24 protein-coding genes are annotated in these 25,970 nt (G+C 47.6%); 15 read left to right on the forward strand and 9 right to left on the reverse strand.

The features are described from left to right. Window positions 1-10: 10 nt before the first annotated feature. The 3 genes from L4D06_RS09435 to L4D06_RS09445 all read right to left on the reverse strand — a co-directional run bounded on the left by L4D06_RS09435 (window position 11) and on the right by L4D06_RS09445 (window position 3,547). Window positions 11-1,495, reverse strand: a complete 1,485-nt coding sequence (locus tag L4D06_RS09435; RefSeq protein WP_274165928.1) for a carbon starvation CstA family protein — start codon at window positions 1,493-1,495, stop codon at window positions 11-13. Window positions 1,496-1,691: 196 nt separating this feature from the next. Then, complete coding sequence (locus tag L4D06_RS09440) at window positions 1,692-3,140, reverse strand: permease (RefSeq protein WP_429739052.1); 1,449 nt, start codon at window positions 3,138-3,140, stop codon at window positions 1,692-1,694. Window positions 3,141-3,298: 158 nt separating this feature from the next. Continuing rightward, on the reverse strand, window positions 3,299-3,547 hold the full coding sequence (locus L4D06_RS09445; RefSeq protein ID WP_274165930.1) for a hypothetical protein: 249 nt from the start codon (window positions 3,545-3,547) through the stop codon (window positions 3,299-3,301). 266 nt (window positions 3,548-3,813) lie between these two features. Between L4D06_RS09445 and L4D06_RS09450 the strand changes: the two genes are divergently transcribed. Further along, entirely contained in the window at window positions 3,814-4,110 is a 297-nt protein-coding gene (locus L4D06_RS09450) for a winged helix-turn-helix domain-containing protein (protein ID WP_429739054.1), read from the forward strand. An 87-nt stretch (window positions 4,111-4,197) separates the two neighbouring features. Here the strand turns inward: L4D06_RS09450 and fabV are convergent, their stop codons facing one another. From fabV to mobB, 3 genes are all read right to left on the reverse strand, one after another. Further along, entirely contained in the window at window positions 4,198-5,391 is a 1,194-nt protein-coding gene (gene fabV, locus L4D06_RS09455) for an enoyl-ACP reductase FabV (RefSeq protein WP_429739056.1), read from the reverse strand. Window positions 5,392-5,393: 2 nt separating this feature from the next. Next, the gene (locus L4D06_RS09460) at window positions 5,394-5,849 is read right to left on the reverse strand and encodes a methylglyoxal synthase (protein ID WP_274165933.1); all 456 of its coding nucleotides are present in this window, start codon (window positions 5,847-5,849) and stop codon (window positions 5,394-5,396) included. A 153-nt stretch (window positions 5,850-6,002) separates the two neighbouring features. Continuing rightward, the gene (gene mobB / locus L4D06_RS09465; protein WP_429739057.1) at window positions 6,003-6,605 is read right to left on the reverse strand and encodes a molybdopterin-guanine dinucleotide biosynthesis protein B; all 603 of its coding nucleotides are present in this window, start codon (window positions 6,603-6,605) and stop codon (window positions 6,003-6,005) included. Between the two features lie 260 nt (window positions 6,606-6,865). Here mobB and L4D06_RS09470 point away from each other — a divergent pair, with 260 nt between their 5' ends. The 6 genes from L4D06_RS09470 (at window position 6,866) to L4D06_RS09495 (ending at window position 13,681) form a co-directional block, all read left to right on the forward strand. Further along, window positions 6,866-7,378 carry a hypothetical protein gene (locus tag L4D06_RS09470; RefSeq protein ID WP_274165935.1) on the forward strand — a complete coding sequence of 171 codons (513 nt, stop codon included), beginning with the start codon at window positions 6,866-6,868 and terminating at the stop codon, window positions 7,376-7,378. Between the two features lie 150 nt (window positions 7,379-7,528). Continuing rightward, on the forward strand, window positions 7,529-8,617 hold the full coding sequence (locus L4D06_RS09475; RefSeq protein WP_429739059.1) for an endonuclease/exonuclease/phosphatase family protein: 1,089 nt from the start codon (window positions 7,529-7,531) through the stop codon (window positions 8,615-8,617). Between the two features lie 167 nt (window positions 8,618-8,784). Next, window positions 8,785-9,783: a BMP family lipoprotein gene (locus L4D06_RS09480; RefSeq protein ID WP_274165937.1), complete on the forward strand. Its 999-nt coding sequence runs from the start codon at window positions 8,785-8,787 to the stop codon at window positions 9,781-9,783. Between the two features lie 262 nt (window positions 9,784-10,045). After that, the gene (locus L4D06_RS09485; protein ID WP_429739062.1) at window positions 10,046-11,590 is read left to right on the forward strand and encodes an ABC transporter ATP-binding protein; all 1,545 of its coding nucleotides are present in this window, start codon (window positions 10,046-10,048) and stop codon (window positions 11,588-11,590) included. After that, window positions 11,587-12,720 carry an ABC transporter permease gene (locus tag L4D06_RS09490; protein WP_274165939.1) on the forward strand — a complete coding sequence of 378 codons (1,134 nt, stop codon included), beginning with the start codon at window positions 11,587-11,589 and terminating at the stop codon, window positions 12,718-12,720. Before L4D06_RS09485 ends, L4D06_RS09490 begins: the two co-directional genes overlap by 4 nt. Then, window positions 12,707-13,681 carry an ABC transporter permease gene (locus tag L4D06_RS09495; RefSeq protein ID WP_274165940.1) on the forward strand — a complete coding sequence of 325 codons (975 nt, stop codon included), beginning with the start codon at window positions 12,707-12,709 and terminating at the stop codon, window positions 13,679-13,681. Before L4D06_RS09490 ends, L4D06_RS09495 begins: the two co-directional genes overlap by 14 nt. A gap of 88 nt (window positions 13,682-13,769) precedes the next feature. Here the strand turns inward: L4D06_RS09495 and L4D06_RS09500 are convergent, their stop codons facing one another. After that, window positions 13,770-14,231 carry a hypothetical protein gene (locus tag L4D06_RS09500; protein WP_429739064.1) on the reverse strand — a complete coding sequence of 154 codons (462 nt, stop codon included), beginning with the start codon at window positions 14,229-14,231 and terminating at the stop codon, window positions 13,770-13,772. A 235-nt stretch (window positions 14,232-14,466) separates the two neighbouring features. Between L4D06_RS09500 and L4D06_RS09505 the strand changes: the two genes are divergently transcribed. The 8 genes from L4D06_RS09505 to L4D06_RS09540 all read left to right on the forward strand — a co-directional run bounded on the left by L4D06_RS09505 (window position 14,467) and on the right by L4D06_RS09540 (window position 23,041). Then, the gene (locus L4D06_RS09505; RefSeq protein ID WP_429739065.1) at window positions 14,467-15,090 is read left to right on the forward strand and encodes a PQQ-binding-like beta-propeller repeat protein; all 624 of its coding nucleotides are present in this window, start codon (window positions 14,467-14,469) and stop codon (window positions 15,088-15,090) included. A 62-nt stretch (window positions 15,091-15,152) separates the two neighbouring features. Continuing rightward, complete coding sequence (locus L4D06_RS09510) at window positions 15,153-16,217, forward strand: penicillin-binding protein activator LpoB (RefSeq protein WP_394211919.1); 1,065 nt, start codon at window positions 15,153-15,155, stop codon at window positions 16,215-16,217. A 2-nt stretch (window positions 16,218-16,219) separates the two neighbouring features. Further along, a complete protein-coding gene (locus L4D06_RS09515; RefSeq protein ID WP_429739067.1) occupies window positions 16,220-17,731 on the forward strand; it encodes a hypothetical protein in 1,512 nt (503 codons plus the stop codon). Window positions 17,732-17,740: 9 nt separating this feature from the next. Further along, on the forward strand, window positions 17,741-18,817 hold the full coding sequence (locus L4D06_RS09520) for a hypothetical protein (protein ID WP_429739069.1): 1,077 nt from the start codon (window positions 17,741-17,743) through the stop codon (window positions 18,815-18,817). A gap of 5 nt (window positions 18,818-18,822) precedes the next feature. Next, window positions 18,823-20,439, forward strand: coding sequence for a hypothetical protein (locus L4D06_RS09525; protein WP_429739070.1), 1,617 nt, complete (start codon window positions 18,823-18,825; stop codon window positions 20,437-20,439). 10 nt (window positions 20,440-20,449) lie between these two features. Then, complete coding sequence (locus L4D06_RS09530) at window positions 20,450-21,001, forward strand: hypothetical protein (protein ID WP_429739072.1); 552 nt, start codon at window positions 20,450-20,452, stop codon at window positions 20,999-21,001. Between the two features lie 20 nt (window positions 21,002-21,021). Continuing rightward, window positions 21,022-22,149 (forward strand): transglycosylase SLT domain-containing protein, encoded by a 1,128-nt coding sequence (locus L4D06_RS09535; protein WP_429739074.1) that lies wholly within the window; start codon window positions 21,022-21,024, stop codon window positions 22,147-22,149. After that, window positions 22,133-23,041 carry a hypothetical protein gene (locus L4D06_RS09540; protein WP_429739075.1) on the forward strand — a complete coding sequence of 303 codons (909 nt, stop codon included), beginning with the start codon at window positions 22,133-22,135 and terminating at the stop codon, window positions 23,039-23,041. The genes L4D06_RS09535 and L4D06_RS09540 overlap by 17 nt, the downstream gene beginning before the upstream one ends. Window positions 23,042-23,269: 228 nt before the next feature. On the opposite strand, the gene L4D06_RS09545 is transcribed toward L4D06_RS09540, so the two are convergent. Next, the gene (locus L4D06_RS09545; protein WP_337992923.1) at window positions 23,270-24,286 is read right to left on the reverse strand and encodes a CNNM domain-containing protein; all 1,017 of its coding nucleotides are present in this window, start codon (window positions 24,284-24,286) and stop codon (window positions 23,270-23,272) included. Further along, entirely contained in the window at window positions 24,286-25,662 is a 1,377-nt protein-coding gene (locus tag L4D06_RS09550; RefSeq protein ID WP_274165942.1) for a hemolysin family protein, read from the reverse strand. Before L4D06_RS09550 ends, L4D06_RS09545 begins: the two co-directional genes overlap by 1 nt. Window positions 25,663-25,970 lie beyond the last annotated feature (308 nt).

Raw genomic sequence — 25,970 nt, forward strand, 5'->3', positions numbered from 1 at the left:
GAATTGGAGGTTAGGCAGTTTTCGTCACAACCTCGGGTTTCTCTTCATCGGCATAGTCAGTTTCACCTTTGCCTTTGGATTTCTTAATCACATAGCCTGTCACGAACAGGGTGAACAGAATGCCTGCGATGGTGGAAATGTTCATTGGTAAGCCAAAACCCAATGCTGCGTTGTTTAGGATAAAGGTCACACACACTGTGGTCATGAACATTGCAGGTACAGTGGCAATCCAATGCAGCTTGTTATGGCGAAGCAAATAAGCGGAAGCAGTCCACAGCATCATCACTGCGGTGGTTTGGTTTGCAAAGCCGAAATAGCGCCAAATAATACCGAAATCCACTTGCGTGAGTATGCCGCCGATAACAAACAGAGGCAGAGCCATGAGCAGGCGGTTACGAAGAGTCTTTTGTTCCATGTTGAAGTATTCGGCAAGGATCAAGCGGCTAGAGCGGAACGCGGTATCGCCTGAGGTAATTGGCAGAATCACCACACCCAAGAAAGCAATAATGCCACCAAACACGCCGAGTAAACCAAATGATGCACCATAGACCACGTTACCTGGGCCGCCGTTCGCGACAGCGTCTTGCAGTGATTCCAGTGAACCGAAGAATGATAGCGCAATCGCACACCAAATCAGGGCAATGATACCTTCACCGATCATCGCGCCGTAGAACACGAAGCGGCCATTTTTTTCATTTTCCATGCAACGCGCCATCAGTGGAGACTGCGTCGCGTGGAAACCCGAGATAGCGCCACATGCAATGGTGATGAACAACGCAGGCCACAACGGCATGTCATTTGGGTTCAAGTTACTGAACATGTCTTTGACTTCAAAACCACCCATGATGGTGTGTTCGTCGGAGACGCCAATCGCAGTGATCAGACCCACTGACATGAAAATCAACAATGCGCCAAAGAACGGATAGAAACGACCGATGATTTTGTCGACTGGCACAATCGTCGCGATGATGTAGTAAGCGAAAATGATGACGACCATAGAGGTCATGCTCACGGTCAGACTGGTTTGGTCGTTGATCAGGTTGGTGATCATGCCCGCAGGCGCTGACACGAATACCACACCAACAAGCAGCAATAAGACAATGGCAAAAATGTTCATAAAATGTTTTGCGCCATTGCCCAAGTAGCGGCCTGTGATGGTCGGCACAGAGGCACCGTCATTACGCACAGAAAGCATACCGGAGAAATAATCGTGAACCGCACCTGCGAAGACACACCCAACCACAATCCATAGCATGGCAGCAGGGCCATACAGTGCGCCCATGATAGGGCCAAAGATTGGGCCCACACCGGCAATGTTCAGCAATTGAACAAGGTAGACCTTTGGCGTGGACATAGGGACAAAGTCGACACCGTCTGTTTTTGTGTAGGCAGGGGTTTTACGTTGTTCGTTAATACCAAATACTTTTTCAACAAACGCACCGTAAATGAAGTAGCCACCCAGTAACGCGGCGACACAGGTGAGAAACCAAATCATTGCAATCATCCTTATTGAATTAATTCACGTTGCTAAACATACGCTTCGTTGTGCAAGGGTGCATTTGATGGATGGTTGAGTGGTTCTATGGCGTGCTAAGTGGTTGGTGGGTTCTGTGAGTGGTTTTTTATTTTGTTGTTTCTTGGGTTGCTTGGGCGCGAAAAAAAACGGCAAATACAATATTTGCCGTTGGTTGTCACATGCTCATTCCCATACCGGCATTGGCTTTTTTGCCTACTTGGTAATACCAAATTGATAAGGGAATAAAGATAAGGTTCATGATGGTGGTGAAGTTAAAACCTACGCCATCTTGAATCAGAGGTCTGAGGGTTTCGCTGGATACTGATACACCAAATCCTGTGAAGATCGCGTCGATGCAAAGCCCCGTAAACAGAATTCCGCTAAACAACAACCCAATCATCCATTTAGTGGGTCGAGAGCCATAGTATTTTTGATATACGCGCATCATAGGAATGGTCAGAACATCGGCAAGAATAAAACCAATGACCCCACCAAAAGAGATACCACCGTGCCACAGCGCGGCGGCTAACAACAAGTTACCGACCGAGCACACATAGGCGATCATTGCGACAAATATACCGATGATCACATCAAGGAATGAGTGCAGCCAAGCAGGCATATCAACGCTACTGCTGATAAACAGTGCCCGCCAACCATCAAGTGGTACGACAGCAATCAGCACCGAAGAGACCACCACACCAATCAGGATTTCTTTGCCGATCATGGCGAGATCCATGTGAAAGAAGCCAGCGCTCTTGCTGATTTTTGCCATGGAGGGTGAAAGCGGCGCGTTGTGCGGCATTGCCATGTTCATATGTTCATGGCCTTCGTGTTTCACGGAAGACATGTCCATGCCGCAGTCGCTTTCATCATGCTTATCGGCTGGCATTGCCATGTTCATGTGTTCATGGCCTTCATGTTTCATGGAAGACATGTCCATGCCGCAGTCGCTCTCATCATGCTTATCGGCTGGCATTGCCATGTTCATGTGTTCATGGCCTTCATGTTTCATGGAAGGCATATCCATGCCGCAGTCGCTTTCATCATGCTTATCGGCTGGCCTTGCCATGTTCATGTGTTCATGGCCTTCGTGTTTCATGGAAGACATGTCCATGCCGCAGTCGCTCATGGCGGCCCCGGTGGCTTTGGGTTTTTGGTCTGCCTCTAATTTCTGACGAAGTTCTGTTTCTACATCTTTGGGAAAGAAGCGCTCAAACAAGAATGCGATCGCCATAATCAAAATCAACCCACCGATGATTTCCCCCCAAAAGAAGGTCCAGCCCAGCAAGGCAACCAAGACGATGAACATTTCTACAATCAGGTTTGTGCTGGACACCAAAAACGCCATGGCATTGGCAATGGTGGCTTTTTTCATCAGCAACGTGTGAGACATGGAAGCCGCAGCGTAAGAACAAGATGATGAGACAACGCCGAGAAGCGTGGTGAAGGTCAGGCTTTTAAAATTAGTTTGGCCCAGATGCTTGGCAACGGTTTCGACGGGAAGCCAATTGCGAATGAAAGAGGAGAGAATTAAACCAAATGCCAGTGGCCAATAGATTTGCCACACCATGTTGAAGAGCACATCAATGAAGTGAAGAATAACGTTAGAGCCTTCGCCAGCCATTATTGCTTTCTCGCCTTTTGGGTAGTTGCAGCAAAGGGTAGTGGAAGGGGGCAAGGTGACGTGTATCAAAATAGATTATTTTACCCGAGCCACCTTAATGCGTGTTCAGTGCATCAAGGTGGTTCGATCTACCACAGTGTTCAAACAACGTATCGCGGTTAATCTTCGTCGTCTTCCGGTCCCATCACAATGGTGACAGGGCCATAGTAATGATGGTGGTGGTGTGTGGTGCGGTGATGATGGTGTGTGCCCTTATGAGTGTCGACGCCACCGTGCAGGTGGTGACCGTGGCTAGGCTCGTGGTCACGGTATTCCAAGTGGTCTTTATTGTGCTTGTGCTCTACGTCGTCACCATAGGCATGTTCCATGGTTTCATGCGTGGACACTTTGGTTTTTTGTTGCGCCATGGTGGTTCTCCTTAGAAGAAATCGAATCAGTAGTCTGGCACGCATCCGTGATTTTTGACGGGTTAAGCGCGTGTCAATATTGAGAACAAGGCCAGTGAAGTTGGGCATTCCACAAGAGAACTATGGGCAGTGTGATATTGCTTCGAACAATGTATTTGAGTGGCGTAGCGTGAAATACAACACAGTATTGGGCTTAACCAGATGAAATCAGTTTATGCATGCGGGTGAGGGTTTACACTCGAGGTAATTGTTTAGGAGAGTGTCTTTTGAGTAAACCAAGCAAAACCAAAACCAGCTTTTATCGCCGTTTATTGGTGGCCTTTCTCATTGATCAAGGTGTGAACACTGTGCCTGCCATTATCAAAAAAACGGGAATGCCAAGACGCACCGCGCAAGACACGATTGATGCGTTGGAAGAGCTCGATATTGATGTGCAATTTGTTGGCGCAAATAAAAACGGCGGTTATCAAATTCATGATTGGGGCGCAGTAAATCGTGATTGGGTTGCCAAGCATGAAGACCGTATTCGAGAAGCACTGGAATACCCGAAAGCGGAAGCTTAGCGATCGTGCTGTTACCAACGAATGAAAAAAGCCGCGAATGAACTTAGCGGCTTTTTGATATTTTTTAGATGCAAGTAAAGACGGCGGTTATGGTGTCAGCGCTTTTAACTGTTCGATACTCACAGGGGCTTGGTAATCAACCTCTGGAAAACCAAATCCGTTGAGCTGTAAGAAATCCGTGAGCACACCAGTATAGTCAGCGACTTGGTCAAAGTTATCTGGCGTCATCTCCGCCAAAATCGCGTTCACTTCGTCTTGCACATCTTGTTGAAGTTCCCAATCATCTATGCGGATCAGGCCTTCATCGTCTCTATCCTCATCGTCGTTCCATTTTTGATAAAACAAGCGATCCATCTGTTCAATGCATCCCTCTTGCAAGCCTTTGGCTTTCATCACGCGGTAAAGCGCGAGCAAGTAAGGCGTTAAGCCGGGAATAAACACGCTTGCTTTGGTAACAAGCGCTTTGCAAACGGCTATGTCGGCTTTGCCGTGTATGTCTGACAGCAGCGCATCAATATCGTGACGGGTTTGATGTAAATGAGTTTTCGCAAGGCCCAGTGTGCCTTTGTGGTAAATGGCATGAGTGTGAGCTGGGCCAATGTAAGAATAAGCGACAGTACGACAACCCTCAGACAGCAAATCGTTGTGTTGAAGAAATTGCATCCAACTTAGCCAATCTTCACCGCCCATCACTTTGACGGTATCTTCAATTTCTTGCTCGCTGGCAGGCGGGAGGGTGAGATGGCTTAGGCTGTTATTCTCAAAATTAATGGAATAGCCGTCTACCGCTTCGCCAACGGGTTTGATGGAAGATCGCCAAAACTCACCAGTTTCTGGGGTTGGGCGTATACCCGTAGCGAGGGAATACACCACCAAATCAATTTTTCCGCCGCATTGTGTGCGAATTGTATCGGCCACGGTTTGACGCGTTTGCTCTGAGAAGGCATCGCCGACAATGTTAGAGGTCATTCTACCGGCTTGTTTGGCTGCGTCTCTTACATAAATGTTGTTATACCATCCCGCGCTGCCTATCCCTTTTTCTGACATGCCGCGTTCGAATGACACGCCAATCGTAGAGGCATTGGCAGGGCCAAAGGTCAGAGCAATGCGAGATGCCAGCCCAAATCCAGATGACGCGCCAAGCACCAGTACATTCTTAGGCAGGCCTGGTGTTGGTCGCTGTTGTTGCGCGTGATGAATTTGCGCGTCAATGGCGGCTTTGCATCCAATGGGGTGGCAGTTGCGCGCAATGACCCCTTTAATTTGAGGCTGGATAATCATAGTTAAAGGCGTTCTTCTAAGTAAGAGCTGTAGTCGGGAATTTCAACTTGCACTTCATTGTCCATCAGTGGAGAAGTGATGAGGTAGCGAGCGGTGGCACGGTTAATCGCGACGGGAATGTTCCATACTGCCGCAATGCGCAATAGCGCTTTTACGTCAGGGTCATGCGGAACAGCGCTGAGGGGATCCCAGAAGAAAACCAGCACATCAATTCTCTTTTCACAGATCATTGCTCCTAACTGCTGGTCACCGCCCATTGGGCCACTCATCAATGATGTGATATTAAGGCCTGTTTCACGACTCAAAATCATTCCAGTCGTGCCAGTAGCGAAGAGTTGATGTTGAGAAAGAGCATCTTTGTTTTCTTTCACCCAGCGCAAAAGATCCGTTTTGCAGTGATCATGTGCAACTAGCGCAATTTGTTTGACTTTGCTGACGGTACGATTGGTTGACTTCATGTGATACTGCTTTCCATTGTTGGGATGATGAGTCATTTTGGTGACTTTGTTGGATTTGAGCGACACGATAATCCCTATTTCCAGACATTGATCGTTAAATACTGGATATGGATCGATATTTCGCGGTGATTGAGGCGCTTTTCACTGGGTTATCTACTCGATTGTGTGAGCGGTGCGCGCCGTTTTATCGTTGAAATAGGGAAGGTATTTTTCCTCATCAGAGGCATTGGCTAACCAGTGTCTGACAAACAAGGCAATTTCTTCGGCATTGTTAAGATTCAGTGAATGTATCTCACGCGGTGCCAGCGAATCTAAAGGTTCATCACTGGCGACGGCGACAATATTGGCATCCTCAGCATGCAGTTTGGGTTTGCCATAAGAGGGTCTGTACACCTCAATTTTCGTTAGCACTTCATCACGAAAGCCCTCAACCAGAATGATATCAAGCCGAGAATGATCTAATTGAATCAAGCACTCATGTAAAGAAGGCTCTCGCTCGGGAGTGTCGTGATATTCGAAAAAAAGCATGTGACGTTTTGAGGTGGCGAGAAGTAATTGATCGCTGCCAGCATAACGAAGCCGATAGCTGTCTTTTCGCGGGGAGTCTGGCTCAATTTCATGATGGCTGTGTTTTAACAGGCCAACGCGTAACCCCGCGGCTTTTAAATGTGGGATAACACACTCTAATAGTGTGGTTTTTCCTGAACCGCTAAATCCGGCGAAACCGATAACTGGGGTAGATAGGGAGTGTTGCATCTTATTTAACGCCTACTTTCCAAAAAGTGATAAAGACCAAAATAATTGTGACGAGGTCAGCATTTTTACGTGCACAGCGACGTAGACAAACTACAGTTAGCGTTGTCGTTGCATATTACAGCTAAATTCTAGGGGAGAGTGTATTTGGTCTGGGTTGATCTTATTGCTTAGGGCAAATGATGGATGTCCCTTGCGTTGACAGACCTAAATAGCATTCTCAAATATCAATCGACGACACTAAATTATCATGGAGCGATAATATGTGGGTTACCTTGGATTTTGAAGCGTCAGGTTTAACCGATGCCTCATACCCGATAGAAGTTGGTTTTAGCTTGCCCGATGGGGCAAGTGTTAGCCTACTTATCAACCCAGACTCTTCGCCCGAAGCATGGCAGTATTGGGATGATTACGCAGAGTTTGAAATTCATGGCATTAGCCGTGACTGTTTAAAAATTAATGGTTTGTCGGTTTTTGATGTCTGTGCGCATTTAAATAACACCCTGTGCTATTTCGATGACGTGCTGTGCGATAGCCAATGGGATTTGTTTTGGCTGGGTAGGCTCTACAAAGCCGCGCACATGCGACCAACGTTCACGTTAACGGAAGTCGGCCATTGGCTTCACCGTCATGATGGTGTCGACAGAAAAGATTTTTTGAGTGCGCTGGAATCACTAGGTCCAGCACCTCATAGAGCAGAAGCAGATGCTAAACAGATTCGGCGAGCACTGACGATGGTGCTGGAGGGGCAACACAGTCACCAGAGCTGTTCGTAGGTGTTTTCTTGGGCCATTTCGATGTGTCTTGTCGTAATGGCTTATTAAAATGAGAAACACTTAAAATCACTTAATACTGTTCGATAGTATTGAGAGTGCGTTACCCTCCGTCTCAATATCTGCATTGACGAAAATCTGGATTCTGACGACATGGTAACGCCTCAACCTCTGCTTCGGTTTGCGACATTTAATGTAGCGATGTCAGCTGACAAGCCCGATTATGTGTTTCGTTTGCTGAGAGAAGCCCATCATCCGCGTTTCAGTCGAATTGCCGCTATTATTCAGCACTGCCAACCTGACGTATTACTGCTCTGCGAATTCGACCATTTAGGTGAGGGCGGGGATGACGGCATGTTGGCTCATTTCCAGTCGCACTATCTTAATGTGTCGCAACATGGGCAACCCCCGATTTCCTATCCTTTCCAGTATCTTCCTCCGACCAATACCGGATTAGCACTGTTTGACGGCGAAGACATCTCAGACACGCCTGAGCGTGCGCAAGGCTTTGGTAAACATCACGGGCAGTATGGCTTTGTGTTACTTAGTAAATTTCCCTTAGACATCAATAATGTTCGAAGTTGGCAGCGTTTCCTTTGGCAAGATATGCCTGAGCACCGCATGCCGCAGGATTATTTTGACCATGAGGTGCTGGCCAAACAGCGCCTATCGTCGAAAAATCATGTGGTAATTCCTGTCAGTGTTGGGGAACAAACCATTCACGTTGTGGCATGCCATCCGACTCCCCCGGTATTTGACGGGCCAGAAAAGAGAAATCTAAGACGCAATGCCGATGAAATTCGTCTATTACACGATATCTTGAACAATGAATCGTATTTGGTGGACGACAACGGTGTGGTGGGAGGTATAGCCCCGAATTCATCATTCGTGGTGATGGGAGATCTGAATGCCGACCCGTATAACGGAGATGGCGACAAAAGCGTAATTACTCAATTGCTTGCGGATAAGAACGTGCAATCCATGCCTACGCCAAGTAGCCATGGCGCCCAGCACTTTATTCGTGGGCGATATATTCACCATAAAGACTGCGCAACACATCAGCGAGGTCTGCGTCTAGATTATGTTTTGCCTTCAAGCAATTTACGCCTCTGCGAAGGTGGCGTGTTTTGGCCTGCCCCGAGCGATCCGACGTTTTCGCTTCTCACGAGTAATGCTAGAAAGGTTCGTGCTTCATCCTCCTCAGATCATCGATTAGTTTGGGCTGATATCGGCCTCATTTAACGTGGGTTGTCCTCCTAATACCTATTTGAAGTCCCAAAAACGAGTGTGGGGTGTGAAAGTGTTCAAGATTTCATCGTTTTGATAGTGGTTAAGGTTCCGTGTGTTGTGAGTTAAATGTTAACGTTGAATCGAAACTATGGATTTCTTCAATGAATGGAGTAGCAAGGATGAAAACGATCACCTCACTGGCAGCAGCAATTACCCTTGGTCTGATGTCAGCATCGGCGTCAGCCGACGCGTTTAAACCTTCTGTGATTTTTGATATGGGTGGTAAGTTCGATAAATCATTCAACCAAGCAGCCTACACGGGCGCAGAAGCGTTTAAAGAAGACACGGGTATCAGCTACGGTGAGTTTGAAATCACCAATGAAGCGCAACGTGAGCAGGCTATGCTGCGTATGGCGCAACGTGGTTTCAGTCCAATCGTTGCTGTGGGCTTTCAACAAGCTCCCATCGTAGAAAAAGTGGCGAAGCAATTCCCTAAAACTCAGTTTGTTATTATCGATGCGGTGGTCGATCTGCCAAACGTACGTTCTGTTGTGTTTAAAGAGCACGAAGGTTCGTTCCTTGTTGGTGCATTGGCAGTCATGAAGAGTGAGAACGACAAAGTCGGCTTTGTTGGCGGAATGGACATTCCTCTGATCCGTAAATTTGCGTGTGGCTATGAGCAAGGCGCGAAATTTCAAGCAGCAGATGCTGACGTGATTCAGAACATGACCGGTTCAACCCCAGCTGCATGGAACAACCCAACGAAGGGTGCAGAGCTTGCAAAATCGCAGTTCGATAAAGGCGTTGATGTGGTTTATGCAGCAGCCGGTGGTACCGGTGTGGGTGTATATCAAGCCGCTGTTGATGAAGGCAAGTTCGCGGTGGGTGTGGATTCAAACCAAAACTACCTCCACCCTGGCGTGATGCTGACCTCTATGGTCAAGCGTGTTGATGTTGCCGTTCAAGATGCATTCAATGACGCTAAAAATGGCGAGTTCACTCCTGGTCTACAAGCACTTGGCTTGAAGGAAGGTGGTGTGGATTGGGCGCTGGATGAGTACAACAAAGATCTCGTGACGCCTGAAATGGAAACGCGCGTGAAACAGATCCGTGACGACATCATTGCTGGAAAAATCGTCGTTCACGATTACTTCAGCTCTGATTCTTGCGAATACTAAGTAGCGACCTCATCGCCCTCTGATCGAGCAATCGGCCATCAGAGGGCGTTTTGTTTTGTTCGCCTTCGTTGTACCTTCTTATATCAATTGGGGTTCAGTAAGCGGTCATATATTTGCACAGGAACAATCGTTAAAAGCAAGGGAGAGACTGCGGTAAGTCGTTATTCTACAGATAAAATCTCTGACGCAGGCTTTGACGCTTTTAACCAGCAAACATGACGGAATACTTGTTCTGATTGGTATTACTTGCCAAGGAGCTGGCATGGCAAACCCCGCAATAGAACTGCGTGACATCAATAAACGTTTTGGTGCAGTACACGCAAACAAAGACATCGACCTTAGAGTGATGCCTGGCACTATTCACGGCATCGTTGGTGAAAACGGGGCGGGTAAGTCGACCCTGATGTCTATCCTTTACGGCTTCTATCAAGCCGATTCTGGGACTATCGAAGTTGATGGCTCCCTCGTGAAAATCAAAGACTCTCAAGACGCGATCTCTCATGGCATTGGTATGGTGCATCAACACTTTATGTTGGTTGAAACCTTTTCAGTGCTAGAAAATGTGATGCTCGGCGCTGAAGGGCACAGTTTATTGAACGTTGCTTCGAGCAATGTGCGTCAAGCATTAGAAAAAATTGAAAGCGACTATGGTTTGTCCGTTAGCCCTGACGCCATCGTAGGCGAGCTAGCAGTTGGTATTCAGCAGCGGGTAGAAATTCTAAAAGCGTTGTATCGCGGCGCTCGCATTCTTATTTTGGACGAACCTACTGGCGTACTGACTCCGCAAGAAATTGAACAGTTTTTTGACATCCTCAACACCCTTAAATCGCAGGGTGTCACCATCATTTTGATTACACACAAGCTTAAAGAAATCATGGCAATCACAGACTCGGTGTCGGTGATGCGTCAAGGTGCTATGGTCGCGCACCGTAATACGGCGGACACCAGTGTCGATGAACTGGCTGAACTCATGGTGGGCCGCAAGGTATTACTCCGTGTTGATAAAGGCGACGCGACACCGGGCGAAGAAAGGCTTCGTGTGGAAAACGTATCTTGGAAAGACAGCCGCGGAGTCAAACGCTTAAAAAACCTTAACTTTCGTTTACGCGCAGGTGAAATTCTGGGTGTGGCGGGCGTGTCTGGAAATGGACAGTCTGAGCTGCTGGCGGTTTTGTCTGGCGTTACAACGCCACAAGAAGGCGAAATGACGCTAAAAACGCGCAAGGGCGAAACGCACTTTGGCCCTTCGAAGAAGCGAAATGCTGGGATCATGCGTCAACTCAGTGTGGGTCATATACCGGAAGACCGTATTCGCCAAGGATTAGTGAAAGCAATGCCTGCCTCTGAAAGCGCCATTTTGGGTTTTCAGAATGACATTGCTTATGGCAAAGGCTTATTGAACCCGGCTGCGATTGAAGCGGCGACGCGGAACATGATGGAAAAATATGATGTTCGCCCCGCGGATCCTCATCTTAAGTCCGCCAATTTCTCTGGGGGTAATCAGCAGAAGTTGATCATCGCGCGTGAAATGCTTCGAGAGCCTGATGTGCTCCTAGTGGGGCAGCCTACACGCGGTGTTGATATTGGTGCGATTGAGTTTATTCACCGCAATTTGATCACGGCTCGCGATGCGGGTGCGGCGATATTGCTGGTGTCGACAGAACTTGAAGAAATCATGTCATTGTCTGATCGAATTATTGTATTGGCAGACGGCGAAATTACCGGTGACGTGGTCGCAAAAGACACGAACGAACGTCAACTCGGTATTTTGATGGCCAATGCCGCGCAAGAGGAGGGTGCAGTATGAGTACTTCTCAGCACAGTGCCCCAACGTGGGTAAAAGTATTTTTAGTGCCGGCACTGCAGCTGGCTGTTGCGCTTGTTATTTCAAGCCTTGTGGTCTTGCTGGTGGGCGAAAGCCCAACGGCGGCGTTTAGTGTGATGATCCAAGGGGCGACGAACCTAGAATATGGCGGCTTGAGCAACACCTTGTATTACGCCACCAACTTTGTGTTTACGGGGTTGGCGGTTGCCATCGCGTTCCACGCCGGCTTGTTTAACATCGGCGGTGAAGGTCAAGCCTATATCGCGGGTTTAGGTATCGGCATATTGATGTTGTTACTGGATGATGTGTTGTCAGTATGGTTGATGGCACCGTTAGCGATTATTGTCGCGGCGGCCTTTGGGGCACTCTGGGGGGCCATTCCGGGTTACCTTCAAGCAAAACGTGGGTCGCACATTGTGGTGACCACTATCATGTTTAACTTCATCGCCTTCTCGGTAATGGGCTACGCGCTGGTGGAGCATATCGCGAAATACGGTGGCAACTCGACGGACTCTCGTTACTTCAACCCTGAAGCCGTGTTCCCCAAACTGTATGAACTGGCAGCAAGTTGGGGATACGAACTGCCATTTTCTCTGCTTAACCCTTCTATCCTCTTAGCTCTCGTGGTTGCCTATTTGGTTTGGTTGTTGCTGTTTAGAACACGCCTTGGCTATGCGATTCGTGTCGTTGGGCAGAATGCACAAGCCGCGGAGTATGCGGGGATCGACGCCAAGAAAATTATCATTATTGCCATGACTATTTCCGGCGCTTTAGCGGGATTGATGGCAGTCAATGAGGTTTTTGGCGCACAAAATCGACTGATTTTGAACTTCACGGGTGGTTTTGGTTTTATTGGAATTGCTGTGGCTTTGATGGGGCGTAATCACCCCGCGGGTATTATCGTCGCCGCTTTATTGTTCGGTGCGCTATACCAAGGCGGAACAGAGTTGCAGTTTGAAATGCCAAGTTTGAACCCAGAATTGATCATGGTGATTCAAGGGCTAGTGATTTTCTTCACTGGGGCATTGGATAGGTTGATAAGAAAACCGGTTGAAGGCTTCTTTATGCGTCGAGCATCCAACAAAGAGGAGACCGCCAATGGAAATGTTTAATTGGATACTTTCGTCTGCGGATTCCACCTTACGCCTAGCTGTGCCACTTATCTTTGCTGCAATGGCGGGTATCTTTTCTGAACGCGCAGGGGTTGTGGACATTGGCCTAGAAGGAAAAATGCTGTTTTCAGCGTTTGTTGCTGCCGCGGTTTCGTATGTGACAGGCAACCCTTGGCTAGGCTTAACAGCAGCAGTTTTAGGTTCAATGTTGCTCGCACTTATCCATGGCTATGCCTCTATTACGCAAAAAGGCGATCAGATCATTTCTGGTCTTGCAGTCAACTTCTTTGCCTCAGGGATGACAATAACCCTTGGTCATGCGTGGTTTGAGCGCGGTGGGCAAACGCCCTCTTTAAGCAGTGAACAACGTTTCTTACCTAATGAATTACCGGGTGCAGAATGGTTGGGTGATGCCGTTCCTGTGCTAGGGCCTTTTTACCGTGATGTGGTCTCAGGGCACAATGTGTTGGTGTACTTGGCGTTTGTCGCCGTTATCGTGACGTGGTGGGTATTGTTTAGAACCCGCTTTGGTTTGCGCCTACGTGCCGTAGGAGAAGAGCCTAATGCGATTGATACTGCAGGTATCTCGGTGGTTTGGCTTCGCTATCGCGCTGTGCTTATTGCAGGTTTATTGTGTGGTTTAGCGGGTGCGTATTTGTCGACAGCGCAAAACGCGGCGTTTGGTAAAGAGATGACGGCAGGCCAGGGCTACATTGCGCTGGCAGCGGTTATTTTTGGCAAATGGCAACCACGCAACGCATTGTTTGCGTGTTTATTGTTTGGCTTTTTGTCCGCGCTGGAAACGCGAATGCAGGGTGTAGACATTCCGTTTGTTGGTGTGTTGCCAACCCAAGTCTTCTCAGCATTGCCATATGTGTTAACCGTGGTGTTGCTAGCGGGATTCATTGGCAAAGCGGTTGCACCAAAAGCGATTGGTCGACCTTACGAGAAAGAACGTTAATGGCTTAAAGCAGCACAAAACAAAACGAGGGCAATCTGAAACGCCACCGAAAGGTGGCGTTTTTGGTTGGGCGTTGTTATTGGATATTTTACGATTTGAGTAAATGCAAAAAGCTTTCCCCGAGCAAACGCTTAATCATGGAGTCATCACCAAATCTCATCTCAACTTGCTCCGTTAGCTTCTCGACCGCTGCGATGGCGCTCTGTGAACTTGGGCTTTTGAGGGTGTGGTGAAATAGCAACTCAATCACTCTCTGGAAGCGAATGTCATCTTTGTCACTGAGTGAATTGACCCAAGAACTATAGAATGCATCGGCATTTGACCAGTCTAATTTGGCCATCATCAATGGCATGACTTTCCCTCTCATCGAGGCGTACAGGTCGTTTTGGCTTGGGTAATAGCGTTGAACTGCCCCTCTTGATGTGTTGTATAGCTCAGCCACCCTAGAGTATGTTAGTGCCTCAATGCCTTCATTCCAGAAAATTGACAGCACAATATCGTCTAGCTCTGCCTTCTTTCTCTCTCTTTCCTGAACGGTTATTCGTGCCATATTTTTCTGCGTCCAAACTCTTATTGATACATTGTAAACAAAGATCCCTTGTCGATACATGGGCAAACAAAGGCAACTGCTGATTTAAAGAATATGCTGTAAACATTTATTGTTGACAATATATTCAGTAGTGAGTAAATTGCGACTTATTGTTTACGGTGTATTCATTAATTGAGAGTCAAGGAACGACTTTTGGAGCCTGGATTTGGCTCAAATTCAAGAGAAGAGAAAAGTCATGAAATTTAAGAAAAGCCTAATCGCGCTACTAATGAGCTCTGCTGTACTTTCTGGTTGTTCTTCGATGAGTAACGATGAGGTGGTCACTCCAGCTGCGCTATCAGCAGAATATTCCGAAGTGGCTAGTCAGGAAGTACAGCTTTCTCAGATTAGTCAACTGTCTCACATTGCTTCAACCACAAATGAACTTTTTAAAGAGTCTTACCCAGTTTATCAAGACTACGCTGCACATGTTGAAAACTCGAACGGTATTGGCGCTGCACATTCATCAGCAGTAGTGATGCTGGAAACGGAAGAAGAGCGTCAGGCTTACATTGCTGACCTTAAAGCAAGCAATGCTGATGAGTACCAGCAATACCAAGACTTCATCAACGACGAACATATGGTTTCTATCTACAGCCGCATCGCTAAAGTGGCGCTGAAAGCAGCCGCTCAATCTGTATTGATCGCCAAAATTGATACCGGCTCTCTTATTGCTGACAGTGGTTTGGGCCTTATGGACTTGGGTCGTGAAAAAGATGTTGTTTCACAAATGGCTGACCAAATCTCAGTGATGAATAAAACAATCGTTGCACTAAACGACGAATACGAAGCAAACAAAGCAGCAAATTTAATCAAGTAATCTGCGTTAACCAGTTTTAAAGCCTGACTCGTCAGGCTTTTTTTTTGAAGAGCGAATGTGCAATGAGTAGTAAAAAATTATCTATTTCAGTTCTGGTAATGGTTTTAATTTTATCTGGCTGTCAGTCGACAGCGCCGGAGTTGAGAGCCGATAAAGAGGCTGATATCACAACGAATTCCAAGGTGTCAGTGGTAAACGAACTAGCATTGTTAGAAGAAGAAAACATTAAAGTTCCCGCCAATTTCAATGTTAAAGAGTTCGTTAAATTATCGATTGCACCTTATATCGTAGACATTGCGATGGCAAAAGATTCAGTAAACCATCGAATTGACATGGGCATGCCGGCTCGCATGTTAGGTGGTGAGTTGTCACGCACTGAGCGATTCAGTGTTCTCTCTCGAACTTGTACTTCTTGTGATTATGAAGTTGCATTCCAGGCAGAAAATTCAGTATCTGAAGGTGCGATCGAGCTAGGTCAGGCGCTCAATCCTGATTACATTCTGGAAGCGAATGTTCAATTGGGTACTTCTGAAAAGAAAGTCACCGATAGCAATGGCACTTATTATCAACTGACATTTCGAAGCACCGTTTCAGCGCAGCTGATTGACGGTACAACAAAGCAGGTGAAACACGCATTCCCTCCAATCCGTCAGAACCTCTCGCCGAAAAAGTATGCCAAGAGTCCGTCAAGTGGCAAATATCTGGCGGGCTTTAATTTCGAAGACAAAGCCGTCGTTAACCAAGCTTATCAAGAAGCCGCTCAGAAGAGCCTCCAAGTACTGGTGGCAGATGTGATGAACCAATTCCCAGTCGGTGGTAAGGCTGTTCACTATCGAAGTAACAGATTCGCTATCGCAGCAGGTTCTGAGCAAGGTGTACCTAAACAAGGGGTAAAGATTCCTGCAGTTATTTATCAGGACGACTTCGGTATCGCCATCCCATTAGCTTCAGGTTTTATCACGCCAGCTGGTCAGGACAACAGTATGTTCGAAGTACTGAAATGGAAAGAGTCTGACCAAGATGCCAAAGAGATTAAGGCGCAAATTGAGGCGATGGGGAAACAGTACCTGAAACGCAATAAAATTTACGCAGTATCAGTAGGCACTCCTGAGGAGTGGAGACTGTAGCGATGAGCAAGACTGCAGCATTTTTCCAATATCTCATTCTAATGATGAGCGCGTTATTCGTGGTGCCCTGTTTTGCTTCTGATCCCATGGATGATGTGTTTTCTATGCTCGGGCAAGGAGGAACACGCAGCGGTGTGAGCGAAATGGATGGCTACTATGTGGTGGCAATGGGGACATCTAATCGCTCTTCAAAAGCAAAGGGTATAGAGGAAGCACGAATTGATGCTCTGCGCCAGCTAAATGAGATGATCAACGGGGTCACTGCTTCGGGCTCAACACATGTATCAATGAGTTATACCACCTTGAGTGATGGCGCGAAACAGCACGAGTTCTCTGAAGAAAGGTTTATCGATGTGGTGAATACATCCTTCAGTGGGAGTCTATCTGCAGTCAAAATGCTTCACAGTGGAAAATTTAAGGATGAACACTTTGTCGCTCTGGCTATAACAGAAGCTGACATTGTCAAAGTGGGGCGCCTTAAATCAGCACCTTCAAGAAGTGGCGGGGCTGTTTCTGCGACAGTGGTGGAAACCGTTGCGGCGTTTTCCTCTCATGAAAAATCCGTTGAAGCGAAAGGACTTGCTTCAATGAAGAGTGGAGAGGCAAAAGCGCGCGAAGAAGCCTTGTTAGATGCCATCCGCAATGCGGTACAGCAGGCTCAGGGAGTCATGTTAAGTGGCAAGTCGGGACAATTTAACGATGCTGTCTCTATGGCGATATCAACGAAAACACAAGGCTATGTGAGTAGCTATGAAGTTTTGGATGAAGATATCGAGAGAGGCCAGTACTACGTTGTGCTGGTGGCAAACGTTAACCAAGGTAAGTTGCTTCATGACGCCAGCTTCTATCTAGATGTATTAGGCAATGCTCGTTTTTCAATTCAGTCGGATAACAGGCAAAAATCGCAGTGGTTAATTGATGAGTTGCAAGGGCTTGGCTTCAGCATTACTGAGGACGCAAGTGCTGCTACGCATACTTTTCGTCTGCAACAACACCAGCGCTCCGTGGAAGATCACAAAGGCGCGAAAGGAATAGAAACAGCTCTGTCTATCGACCTCATCGATGATCACACCGGGAATATTGTTCTTTCCGTCGTGAATGAGCCGATGAAAACCCGCATATACGTGACACCAGAGAGCCGGGCAAAGCAGGTTTCAGAACATCAAGCTTACAAGCAGATGGGAAAGAAAATGGGGCTCGAGGTGATTCAATCTCTTGCAGCGCATGCTGAACAAGGTGAGGTGTACCCCATTATTCTTCATAACGCGAATCGTAACGATACGGCTATCTTCCGACATGTCCTTGAAAATTCGACCGAAGGCTCAGTAGAAAACTGGGCATGGGATAAGTCGGGTAAAACAATGACCCTCAACTACCGCTTCTCTGGCTCACTATCGCAGGCTTTTGATCAAGGGTTAGATGAAATTTATCAAACCTTCAAAGTAGAAGGAAAGGGAAGGCGTCCACACCTAAAAGCGCTGAATGAGCGTGATGCAGTCTTTGAAATTTTGTAAGGCGGTGCTATGCAAATAACAAAAACAATTAACTATCTAGGTACGTTGTTGAGTTTGATAGCGTCATCCTCTGTTTGGGGGAGTGACCTGCTAGAACACTATCGTAGCGAATTGATTGATAACCCTATTGGTGTCTACGAATCGATCGATCATGTTTTCTTTATCACTGAAGCGGAGTGTATAGAAGAAAAGCGCTCAGCGGGTTCGCTTGAATCAAAAAAGGCACAGGCGCACTTTTATCAGCTGCTTGCTCAGGAAGTAGAAAAACGGGTGTTGTCGATAGAACCCAGTGAATGGGAATCACTACCGATATTTGAGGAGATTCAATACCGTCAAAAAGCTCAGCGATTGAAACAATCACGAGTGCACTATCAACTTCTCTCTGATAGTAACCTCGATAATTGTGTTCGTCGTCAGGTACGAGCTAGCAGTATTGAAGCTTTCAACAGTCAGCATATCACCATATCAAATAAAGACGTGGCTCCACTTGTGGGTGAAGCAATTGCTGAGCTAGTTGCCGATAAGGATTACGACAAACTGGCCCAACAATTAAATTCACCCTCTCTTCCCGAAGTGAGTGGGCTTTATCGTGTGCTGATTCAAGGCGAGGTTACGGCATCTAACAATGATTTAGCTGATGCAGTGGTAGGGATGGATCAGTACGACATAAATGGTGTGCTCAGCACGGCGAAATTATTAGGTGGGAGAACACTTGCTTCAAGTGATAAAGCTAACCCGCAAGCTTCAGAGTACTGGCTAATTAAAGCGGAAAATCTGTTCGAACGGGGGCAATCACCCGTTCAGATAAAACGCTATCTCACGCTATCACTCAACGCTGATCCACGTAATGCAAACGCGTGGAAAACCTTAAGCAACCTTATGCGAACAATCGGTCAAGATGACGCACTTTGGACTGCTAGGCAGTACTTTCTAGCCAGCGGCGGCTCTCTTAACGCTTGGGTATATCTCTATAGCGCGCTGGAAGTGGCTCATCCTGATCAGGCAAACCAATTACTCAAGTTACTCAAACAAGTCGCCAATGAATGGCCTTTGAGTCACTGGGAACAAAATCAAATAAAAGGATAATCATAATGAACAACATGTTGGCTCCAATGGCGTTCGCTGTTGCTGTTAGTTTTTCCGGGATGGCTCCTGCACAAGACTTTGTTCCACAACCCACTGCATCTGAAGCATTAGCGGCCCAGCAGCAGGTTGCCAGCGAGCCCTATCAACAAAAAGCGACTGTGGAATACGTGCCTGCTGAGCAACAGATCCGTGATTACATGGAAGCTCAAGGCTGGCCAGAAGGATGGGATGCGAACAAAAAACGACTCTTTGTATTGAGCCAAGAACAGTTTGACTCCGAAGACCCATCATATGATGACAGCTTTATTATCAAGCGCTCGCAGTTTGCTACGTTGGCAACGATGTCAGCAAAGGCTCAGATGGTTGAATACATGCGAACAACAATGTCAGCTGTAGACATGTTGGTAGCACCAGGCACGGATGTGCACGCTGAACTCAATGGGAGACACATAAAAGCAGAGAAAAAGCTCATTGCACAGAAAAAGCAGCTGGTCAAAATCCTGGCCGAGCTTGACCAAGCAGAGGCAAGTAAGCTTAGCGGAACGACTTGGGAAGATAGGGCAGAGGCGACTTGGGATGGCGTGATCAAACGTCTTGATGATTCCTACGATGTTGCTGCAATTGAAGAGAGTAAGCGTCAAAAATATGAAAAAGTGAAGCAACGTTATGAAGAGGCGAGTTCAGAGCTGGAGCGTATTGAATCAGAAGCCCAAAAGTTAGCGGGTGAAGTGAAACTGGAGTCAACCAGTATGGTTGAAACCCTTGCTCAAGCGCCGATTCTTGGGGCGAGTGTTCTGGTTCAAGCTGAATCATGGAATGCGGTTCGAGAAGTGTATGAAGTGGCGACGCTTCTGGTCTGGAGCCCTAAGCTTGAGGCTGCAGCGAAGGCGGTGGTGACGGGTGAACCGACAGCGTTAAAACCGAAAGATGGTATGTCGGTTCAGGCTTGGCTTAAAGCACAAGAAGCCAGCACTATGGTCGGTCCACGTCAGTTTGTGGATAAGACGGGTGAGCGTTGGTTTATCGGTGCTTACGCAATGCCGGTTGAGGGCTCTTCTTCGTTAGTTCGCAAGAATCGTAAATTGGCCGAAACAATGGCGCAAAAGGAAATGGCGGTTGCGGTATTTGCAGATATAGAGACGCAAAAGCAGGCTGCTATTGCCATGCAAACACGTTCTTCCGAGCTGGGCGAAAAAGACAGCACTGACGTGGCGACCAGCTTCTCAGAGGCGACTCGTCAGGCGGTTGAAGGCCGAAACATCAATGGTATGTCCAAGCTGTTTTCCTCCACTATTGTTCATCCCATTTCCCAACAAGAAATGTATGTTGTGGCATATGGCGTTTCAGCAAGTAGCGCTAGCGAAGCACTCGCGATTGAGTACTCCAGTTTTGATTCTGCAGCTGTTGCCAACCGCCACAACAACCTGAAAAGTGCCCAAGCCGCAAATAATCAGGAAAAGCTTAATCGCTCCAAATCTGAGGTAGCGATGCCTTCGGTTTCTCAACAACCATCAAATTCTATAGCTGCTTCTGCACCCTTGAAAACAGCAAAGAAAGTGCAGGGAGCAACGGCGAGCAAGACCTTAATGAGTGCTCCTGATATTAGCGATGACGACTTCTAAGGTGATGTGGATGATGAGATCTGTTTTGGTACTTTCGGCCTGTGTCATGGTGTCAGCATGCAGCGCTAAGCCCGGGCCTAAAGACGAGCTAGCGCAATCAGGTTGTCACTATTTTGGTGCACCACAAGCAGTGGCACCTGATTGGATATGCTCTGCAAAAGTGAAGGATGTCACTTCTCTGTACACTGTTGTCGGTGTGAGTGAAAACGCGGCTGGTGGTGTAAGCCATCAGCGTAACTTAGCTATCCTTGATGCTCAGCAGCTAATCGGGAAACAGCTAGAGTCTGATGTTGTTCAGGTTATGCAGAAGAAACTGGCGACTTTGGGAGTGGAAGGCAGCAATGGTGGCACTGGCGCGACATCAGAAGAAACCATGATGCGAACCAATGTCATGTTGAAAGGCCTTGATGTATTGAGAGTTCAGAAAGGCCCAGATGGCTTTATGTATGTCTTGGTATCAATGCCGGAAAAGTCGCTTGAGCAAAATGTTGAAAACCTACTGGATACGGATAATAACGCAGAACTAGCGGGTGAAATTAGTGCCGTTCTAAGCGCGAATTGAACGTGAAAGTGGGTGAGTCAATGATTAAGCAAACTTTACTTATATTGGCGGCGGGAGCAGCTTTGGCTGCTCCTTGTTCCTACGCCGATGTAGCGAATATGAACGCGCTTTTCGAAGCAAAAAAATCGTTGATGAACAGTCATTTTGACTCTCAGCGACAGGTTCAGGATGACAAATTTGAACAATCGAAGAAGGCTTACCGAGATAGCTTTCAAAAAGCGCAGGCTCGATATGCTGATATTTGGGAAAATCCTGTAATGAGCTCCGCGAATAAGTGGGTGGTATACAGTAACGATAAGCGGGTGCGTCGTACGGTTGACTTTGAATCGGGTGAATACACTGTTGAGATACTGGGTGCCAAGAACCAGGCGGAAGTCGATGGTATCATTCGGGCACAAACACGAGAACTGTCCAGCGCGACAGTCGCTTCAGCAGTCGCTAAAGATCCTGTGCTCAGTCAAATTTCTTCACAAAAAGTTTATGAGCACAAGCGTGTTCTTCCCAACACCAGCACAGCAAGCCTGATCGCAACAAAACGCCAAACTCAGTTTGAACAGCCGAATGGCCAAACCGTGACTAAAGTGTCCATGGCATTTCCAAAAGATGCGTTGTCACAACGTGGTTTGGAGTATGTTCCTGAAATAGAGAAACAGGCGAATAAGTGGCAAGTTGACCCCGTGTTGATGATGGCAATTATGCACACAGAAAGTCACTTTAATCCCGTTGCTCAATCTCATATTCCTGCTTATGGACTAATGCAGATCGTGCCTACTACAGCAGGTAAAGATGTCACGCGCTTGCACATGGGGCAGGAGAGACTTTTGCAACCGAGTGAGCTGTTTGATGCCAACTACAACATCGAGGTGGGGGCGGCGTATTTAAATATTCTTGATGCCCGATACCTCAAAGGTATTCAGGATCCTACAACACGAATGTACATTGCGATCTCATCATATAATGGTGGCGTTGGCTCAGTAGCAAAGCACTTCACTGGAACAGGTTCGTTGAAAAAACTGGCAAGTCATGTCAATGGCATGAAACCCCAGCGGGTTTATCATTCACTTGCCCATCAGTTCCCCTTCGAAGAAACTCGGAATTACATTCAAAAAGTAGAAGCAAAGAGGCAGTTCTATGCGCCTTATTTCTAACGCACTTTTTGCTGGCTTAATGGTTATTTCAATTTGTGCTTATTCCGCACCAGATTGGTTTTCTAGTACTGAGGTAGACCCAAAGTGGGTGACAGGCGTTGGTGTTGGGGAAGATCTTGAAAGTGCACAACAGCAAGCCCTGAAGAACCTTTCACTGTCGCTGTACAGTGAAGTATCCAGCTATACGGAACAAACCGTGGTGACAGAAGGGAATAAAGGAAAGGTGCATTCACAAGCAGTCACCAAGGTTGAAAATAAGCATGTCCCCTTATCTATCGTACATTGGTTAAAACAGGCTTATGTCGACGAGCTTTACTATGTTCGAGGGGGCGTGATTATTGCCGAATGGGTGATTATTCAAGAAACCAAACTGGAAGGTCAGATAACAGAAATTGAGAGTATCACCTCACTCTCAGAGTGGTCGCTGGGTGACTACCGTCGCAGCAAAGCCATTGCTCTCAAGGATAATCAAGCAATTGCAGCAATGATTTCGCCATACTCCATGACGTCATCGCGTTATAGCGCGGCATTTGCAAACCTCGCGAAGAAGCAGAACCAGTTTGCTAACGCGGTATGTTTTACCGTTGAGCAAAGCCACGACAAGGTTGCAGATAAGTATTTCCTGCCAGTGATAAAGAATGCGTTGTATTACTCGCACTTAACGGTTTCTGAACGCGCTGAATGCCGAAAAGTTCAGTTTGTTGCTCGCAATGACAGGGTGTCAGACAAGCATATTCAAACAACACTACTGATCAGTGGCGATGGCGAATTGCCTTATCAAGTCGATGTTAAAGGGTCGGGTAGTTCTTACAAAAGTGCGTTAGTTTCGGTGGCGAACAACCTTAGCGACTATTTTGTTGAACAGGGCGGGATCTTACCTAAGCAGCTTTGAATGCTTTCAGTTGTTTGTTTTACACCGTTGAGATGACTTTTAAAGGTCACAACGACCAGCTTGACGAAATTTACGGCTGGTCACCAGAGCGCAGCGCCGTCTTCGGTGACCGCTATTGCTAAAGCTTTGATGGATTGATTTGAAGCAAAAACGCCACCGAAAAGGTGGCGTTTTTTTTTATACACACCAGCAAAGAGTAGGCGTGACGACGACAAGGTAGCTGAACGATTAGCTCGCGGCTGACGTTGGCAGCACGCGCTTCAGGATATCTGCCAGCGTGACGACACCAATCATCTTGTCGCCTTTGCTCACAACAGCAATCTGCACACTCGCTGCTCGCATACGCGCCAGCGCTTCGTATACCGGTGTGTTGGCATCAAGCACATGCGCTTTACGTGCAACTTCACGTGCAGGTCGGTCAGCAGGTTCCAGCAGGGTATCACGCACGTGAACCACAAGCGGTTTCAGGCCACGGTTGCCGAATACTAAAATACGCATGTGTCCAGACTCCATCGACACCTTGCGAACTTCTGCAACGCTAGCACGCTTGTCGACATGAGCCATCACCTGACCTTCAGTTACCAGCGTTTCAACTGGGATTGAACTCAGGTCAATCAGGCCGGATAGCTGCTTCTGAATACTCGGCTGCAGTGTACCCACTTTGCCGGAGTGCTCTACGAGTTGACGGATGGTATCAATGTCTTGTCCACCCACAGCGGCGCTTTCTACTGGCTCAACGCCAGATGCTTTCACCAGATGGTTCGCAATGCGGTTAATCCAGTTCAGCAGTGGACGCAGCGGCCACACGTAAGCGCGTGCCACGAGACCAATCGCCAGTGCTGATTTCTCTGGGTGCGCAATCGACCAGGACTTAGGAGCCATTTCCCCAACAACGAGGTGAAGGAAGGTCACGACGAACAGCGCAAAACCGAATGATGCACCATCTACCGCCCATTCTGGCATGCCCATTGAGGCAAATACTGGCCCAATCCAATGGTCAACCGCTGGCTTGGTAACTGCACCCAAAGCAAAGGTACAGAAGGTAATACCGAGTTGAGCACCTGCCAACATCAGCGTGAGGTCGTTCATACCGCGCAGCGCAGCACGTGCAGATGCACTTTCAACGGCCATTTCTTCTAGGCGGTGGCGGCGTGCTCCCATCAATGCAAACTCGATGATAACGAAGAAGCCACTCAATATGATGAGGGCAGTGGTCACCAGAGTGACAGTCAACGGATCAGTCATCATTCTTCACCCTCCTCAATTGGATTCTCTACAAGCTTGACGCGCACCTCTGTTGGAACGTGACGCTCAATACGCAACACTTCAACCTCAAGATGGCGCTTAAACAGCTCGCCGGAAGCAAATTCGGATGGGTCGACAGGCAGTTCGATAATCACTGTTTCGCCTTCAGCCGGAAGTGCACCTCGCTCAGCAATCAACATACCGGCGATGGTTTCTACATCGTCTTTCGGCAGGTCGTAGCCAATCGCACGTTCCACTTCGTCAATGTGAACGTCACCTTCCATCAGCCATACGTTGTCGCTTTGTGGAACAACCGCATCAGCCGCGTCTGCGTCGTGCTCGTCGGTGATTTCACCCACGATTTCCATCGCAAGGTCTTCAATTGTCAAAACGCCAGCAAAGCCACCGTATTCGTCAATAATACACGCTAGGTGGTTGGTTGATTTCTCCAACTGGTCGAGGGCGTCGGGCAAGCTCATCAGGGTTGGCAGCACGGTAGCAGGGCGCATCACTGATTCTACGGTGTCGTCAGCGTGACCGGCATCAATACGCGCCAGCACGTCAGGCAGATGAACCACACCCACAGGCGCGTCATCATCGTTAACCACTGGGTAACGGGTATGTGCTTGCGCCATCAGTGATACAAGCTCAGTCAATGTGGTTTCCGGCTCAACCCAATCCACCTGCGAACGGGGCACCATCGCGTGTTCTACGTCTCGCTCTGGGAAATCCAGTATACGATCCATCATCAATGACAGTTCGACAGGGATATCACCTGTTTCACGCGAGTTAGCGATGATGTGGTGCAAATCTTCTTCCGACGCACTCACGTCAAGGTCGTGAACCGGTTCAATGCGAAACGCGCGAAGAAGAAGGTTTGCTGACTTGTCGAAAAAGCTGATGAAAAAGCCAAACACAGACATGTAAATCAGTGTTGAGCGGGACATCATGCGAGCCATTGGCTCTGCGTTCGCGATAGCGAGGTTTTTCGGGTACAGCTCGCCCATGATCATTTGAACGACCATAGCGACACCCAGAGTGATAACTGTACCTAGAGCGATACCCGCCTCTAGCGATAACCCAAAGCCTTGCAACAATACGCCCAGTGACTGGCCAACAAGTGGCTCTGCAGCGAAACCCAGCACCAGACCAGTTACCGTAATGCCAAGTTGGGCACCGGAAAGCATAAAACTGGTACGTTTGGTCACCTTGAGAGCGCGTTTTGCGGCTTCATCGCCAGTGGCAGCTAGAGTTGCGAGTTTTGCTCTGTCCACGGCCATGTACGCAAACTCTTGGGCAACGAAGTAGCCGTTTGCTGCGATAATAGCCAAGATAAATAGAATGCCGAACAGAAGGGTAAGAAGGGTCTCAATCATTGTTGCGTCCTCCCTTGGTGACAAGAGGCCAGTAAGGTTTGACACAATCGACTAGAGTTGGGGTCCACAAAGTATTCCTAACGTAATAACAGGACGCGCAGTATATTTCCGCAATAACGAATTAGTCTAGTGAATACTCACACAAAACCATGCAAACAAAATGAGACAGTGTCACCCGCGGACATTGGCACCTAAGCAAATACACCACCTTAGCTGTCAACAGAGGCTTCCCGACACGCTTTGACCGTTCAATCGCGTTACCGTCTGTTACAAACTATCACTGCGCAGATTGTGGTTTTTGCGCTCGT

The organism is Enterovibrio makurazakiensis (assembly GCF_050336585.1).
In the GTDB taxonomy this organism is placed as follows: domain Bacteria; phylum Pseudomonadota; class Gammaproteobacteria; order Enterobacterales; family Vibrionaceae; genus Enterovibrio; species Enterovibrio gelatinilyticus.

Coding starts and splice junctions, on each gene's coding strand:
- L4D06_RS09435 (WP_274165928.1), bottom strand. CDS start 1,495: ATGATTTGGTTTCTCACCTGTGTCGCCGCGTTACTGGGTGGCTACTTC.
- L4D06_RS09440 (WP_429739052.1), bottom strand. CDS start 3,140: ATGGCTGGCGAAGGCTCTAACGTTATTCTTCACTTCATTGATGTGCTC.
- L4D06_RS09445 (WP_274165930.1), bottom strand. CDS start 3,547: ATGGCGCAACAAAAAACCAAAGTGTCCACGCATGAAACCATGGAACAT.
- fabV (WP_429739056.1), bottom strand. CDS start 5,391: ATGATTATCCAGCCTCAAATTAAAGGGGTCATTGCGCGCAACTGCCAC.
- L4D06_RS09460 (WP_274165933.1), bottom strand. CDS start 5,849: ATGAAGTCAACCAATCGTACCGTCAGCAAAGTCAAACAAATTGCGCTA.
- mobB (WP_429739057.1), bottom strand. CDS start 6,605: ATGCAACACTCCCTATCTACCCCAGTTATCGGTTTCGCCGGATTTAGC.
- L4D06_RS09470 (WP_274165935.1), top strand. CDS start 6,866: ATGTGGGTTACCTTGGATTTTGAAGCGTCAGGTTTAACCGATGCCTCA.
- L4D06_RS09475 (WP_429739059.1), top strand. CDS start 7,529: ATGGTAACGCCTCAACCTCTGCTTCGGTTTGCGACATTTAATGTAGCG.
- L4D06_RS09480 (WP_274165937.1), top strand. CDS start 8,785: ATGAAAACGATCACCTCACTGGCAGCAGCAATTACCCTTGGTCTGATG.
- L4D06_RS09485 (WP_429739062.1), top strand. CDS start 10,046: ATGGCAAACCCCGCAATAGAACTGCGTGACATCAATAAACGTTTTGGT.
- L4D06_RS09490 (WP_274165939.1), top strand. CDS start 11,587: ATGAGTACTTCTCAGCACAGTGCCCCAACGTGGGTAAAAGTATTTTTA.
- L4D06_RS09495 (WP_274165940.1), top strand. CDS start 12,707: ATGGAAATGTTTAATTGGATACTTTCGTCTGCGGATTCCACCTTACGC.
- L4D06_RS09500 (WP_429739064.1), bottom strand. CDS start 14,231: ATGGCACGAATAACCGTTCAGGAAAGAGAGAGAAAGAAGGCAGAGCTA.
- L4D06_RS09505 (WP_429739065.1), top strand. CDS start 14,467: ATGAAATTTAAGAAAAGCCTAATCGCGCTACTAATGAGCTCTGCTGTA.
- L4D06_RS09510 (WP_394211919.1), top strand. CDS start 15,153: ATGAGTAGTAAAAAATTATCTATTTCAGTTCTGGTAATGGTTTTAATT.
- L4D06_RS09515 (WP_429739067.1), top strand. CDS start 16,220: ATGAGCAAGACTGCAGCATTTTTCCAATATCTCATTCTAATGATGAGC.
- L4D06_RS09520 (WP_429739069.1), top strand. CDS start 17,741: ATGCAAATAACAAAAACAATTAACTATCTAGGTACGTTGTTGAGTTTG.
- L4D06_RS09525 (WP_429739070.1), top strand. CDS start 18,823: ATGAACAACATGTTGGCTCCAATGGCGTTCGCTGTTGCTGTTAGTTTT.
- L4D06_RS09530 (WP_429739072.1), top strand. CDS start 20,450: ATGATGAGATCTGTTTTGGTACTTTCGGCCTGTGTCATGGTGTCAGCA.
- L4D06_RS09535 (WP_429739074.1), top strand. CDS start 21,022: ATGATTAAGCAAACTTTACTTATATTGGCGGCGGGAGCAGCTTTGGCT.
- L4D06_RS09540 (WP_429739075.1), top strand. CDS start 22,133: ATGCGCCTTATTTCTAACGCACTTTTTGCTGGCTTAATGGTTATTTCA.
- L4D06_RS09545 (WP_337992923.1), bottom strand. CDS start 24,286: ATGACTGATCCGTTGACTGTCACTCTGGTGACCACTGCCCTCATCATA.
- L4D06_RS09550 (WP_274165942.1), bottom strand. CDS start 25,662: ATGATTGAGACCCTTCTTACCCTTCTGTTCGGCATTCTATTTATCTTG.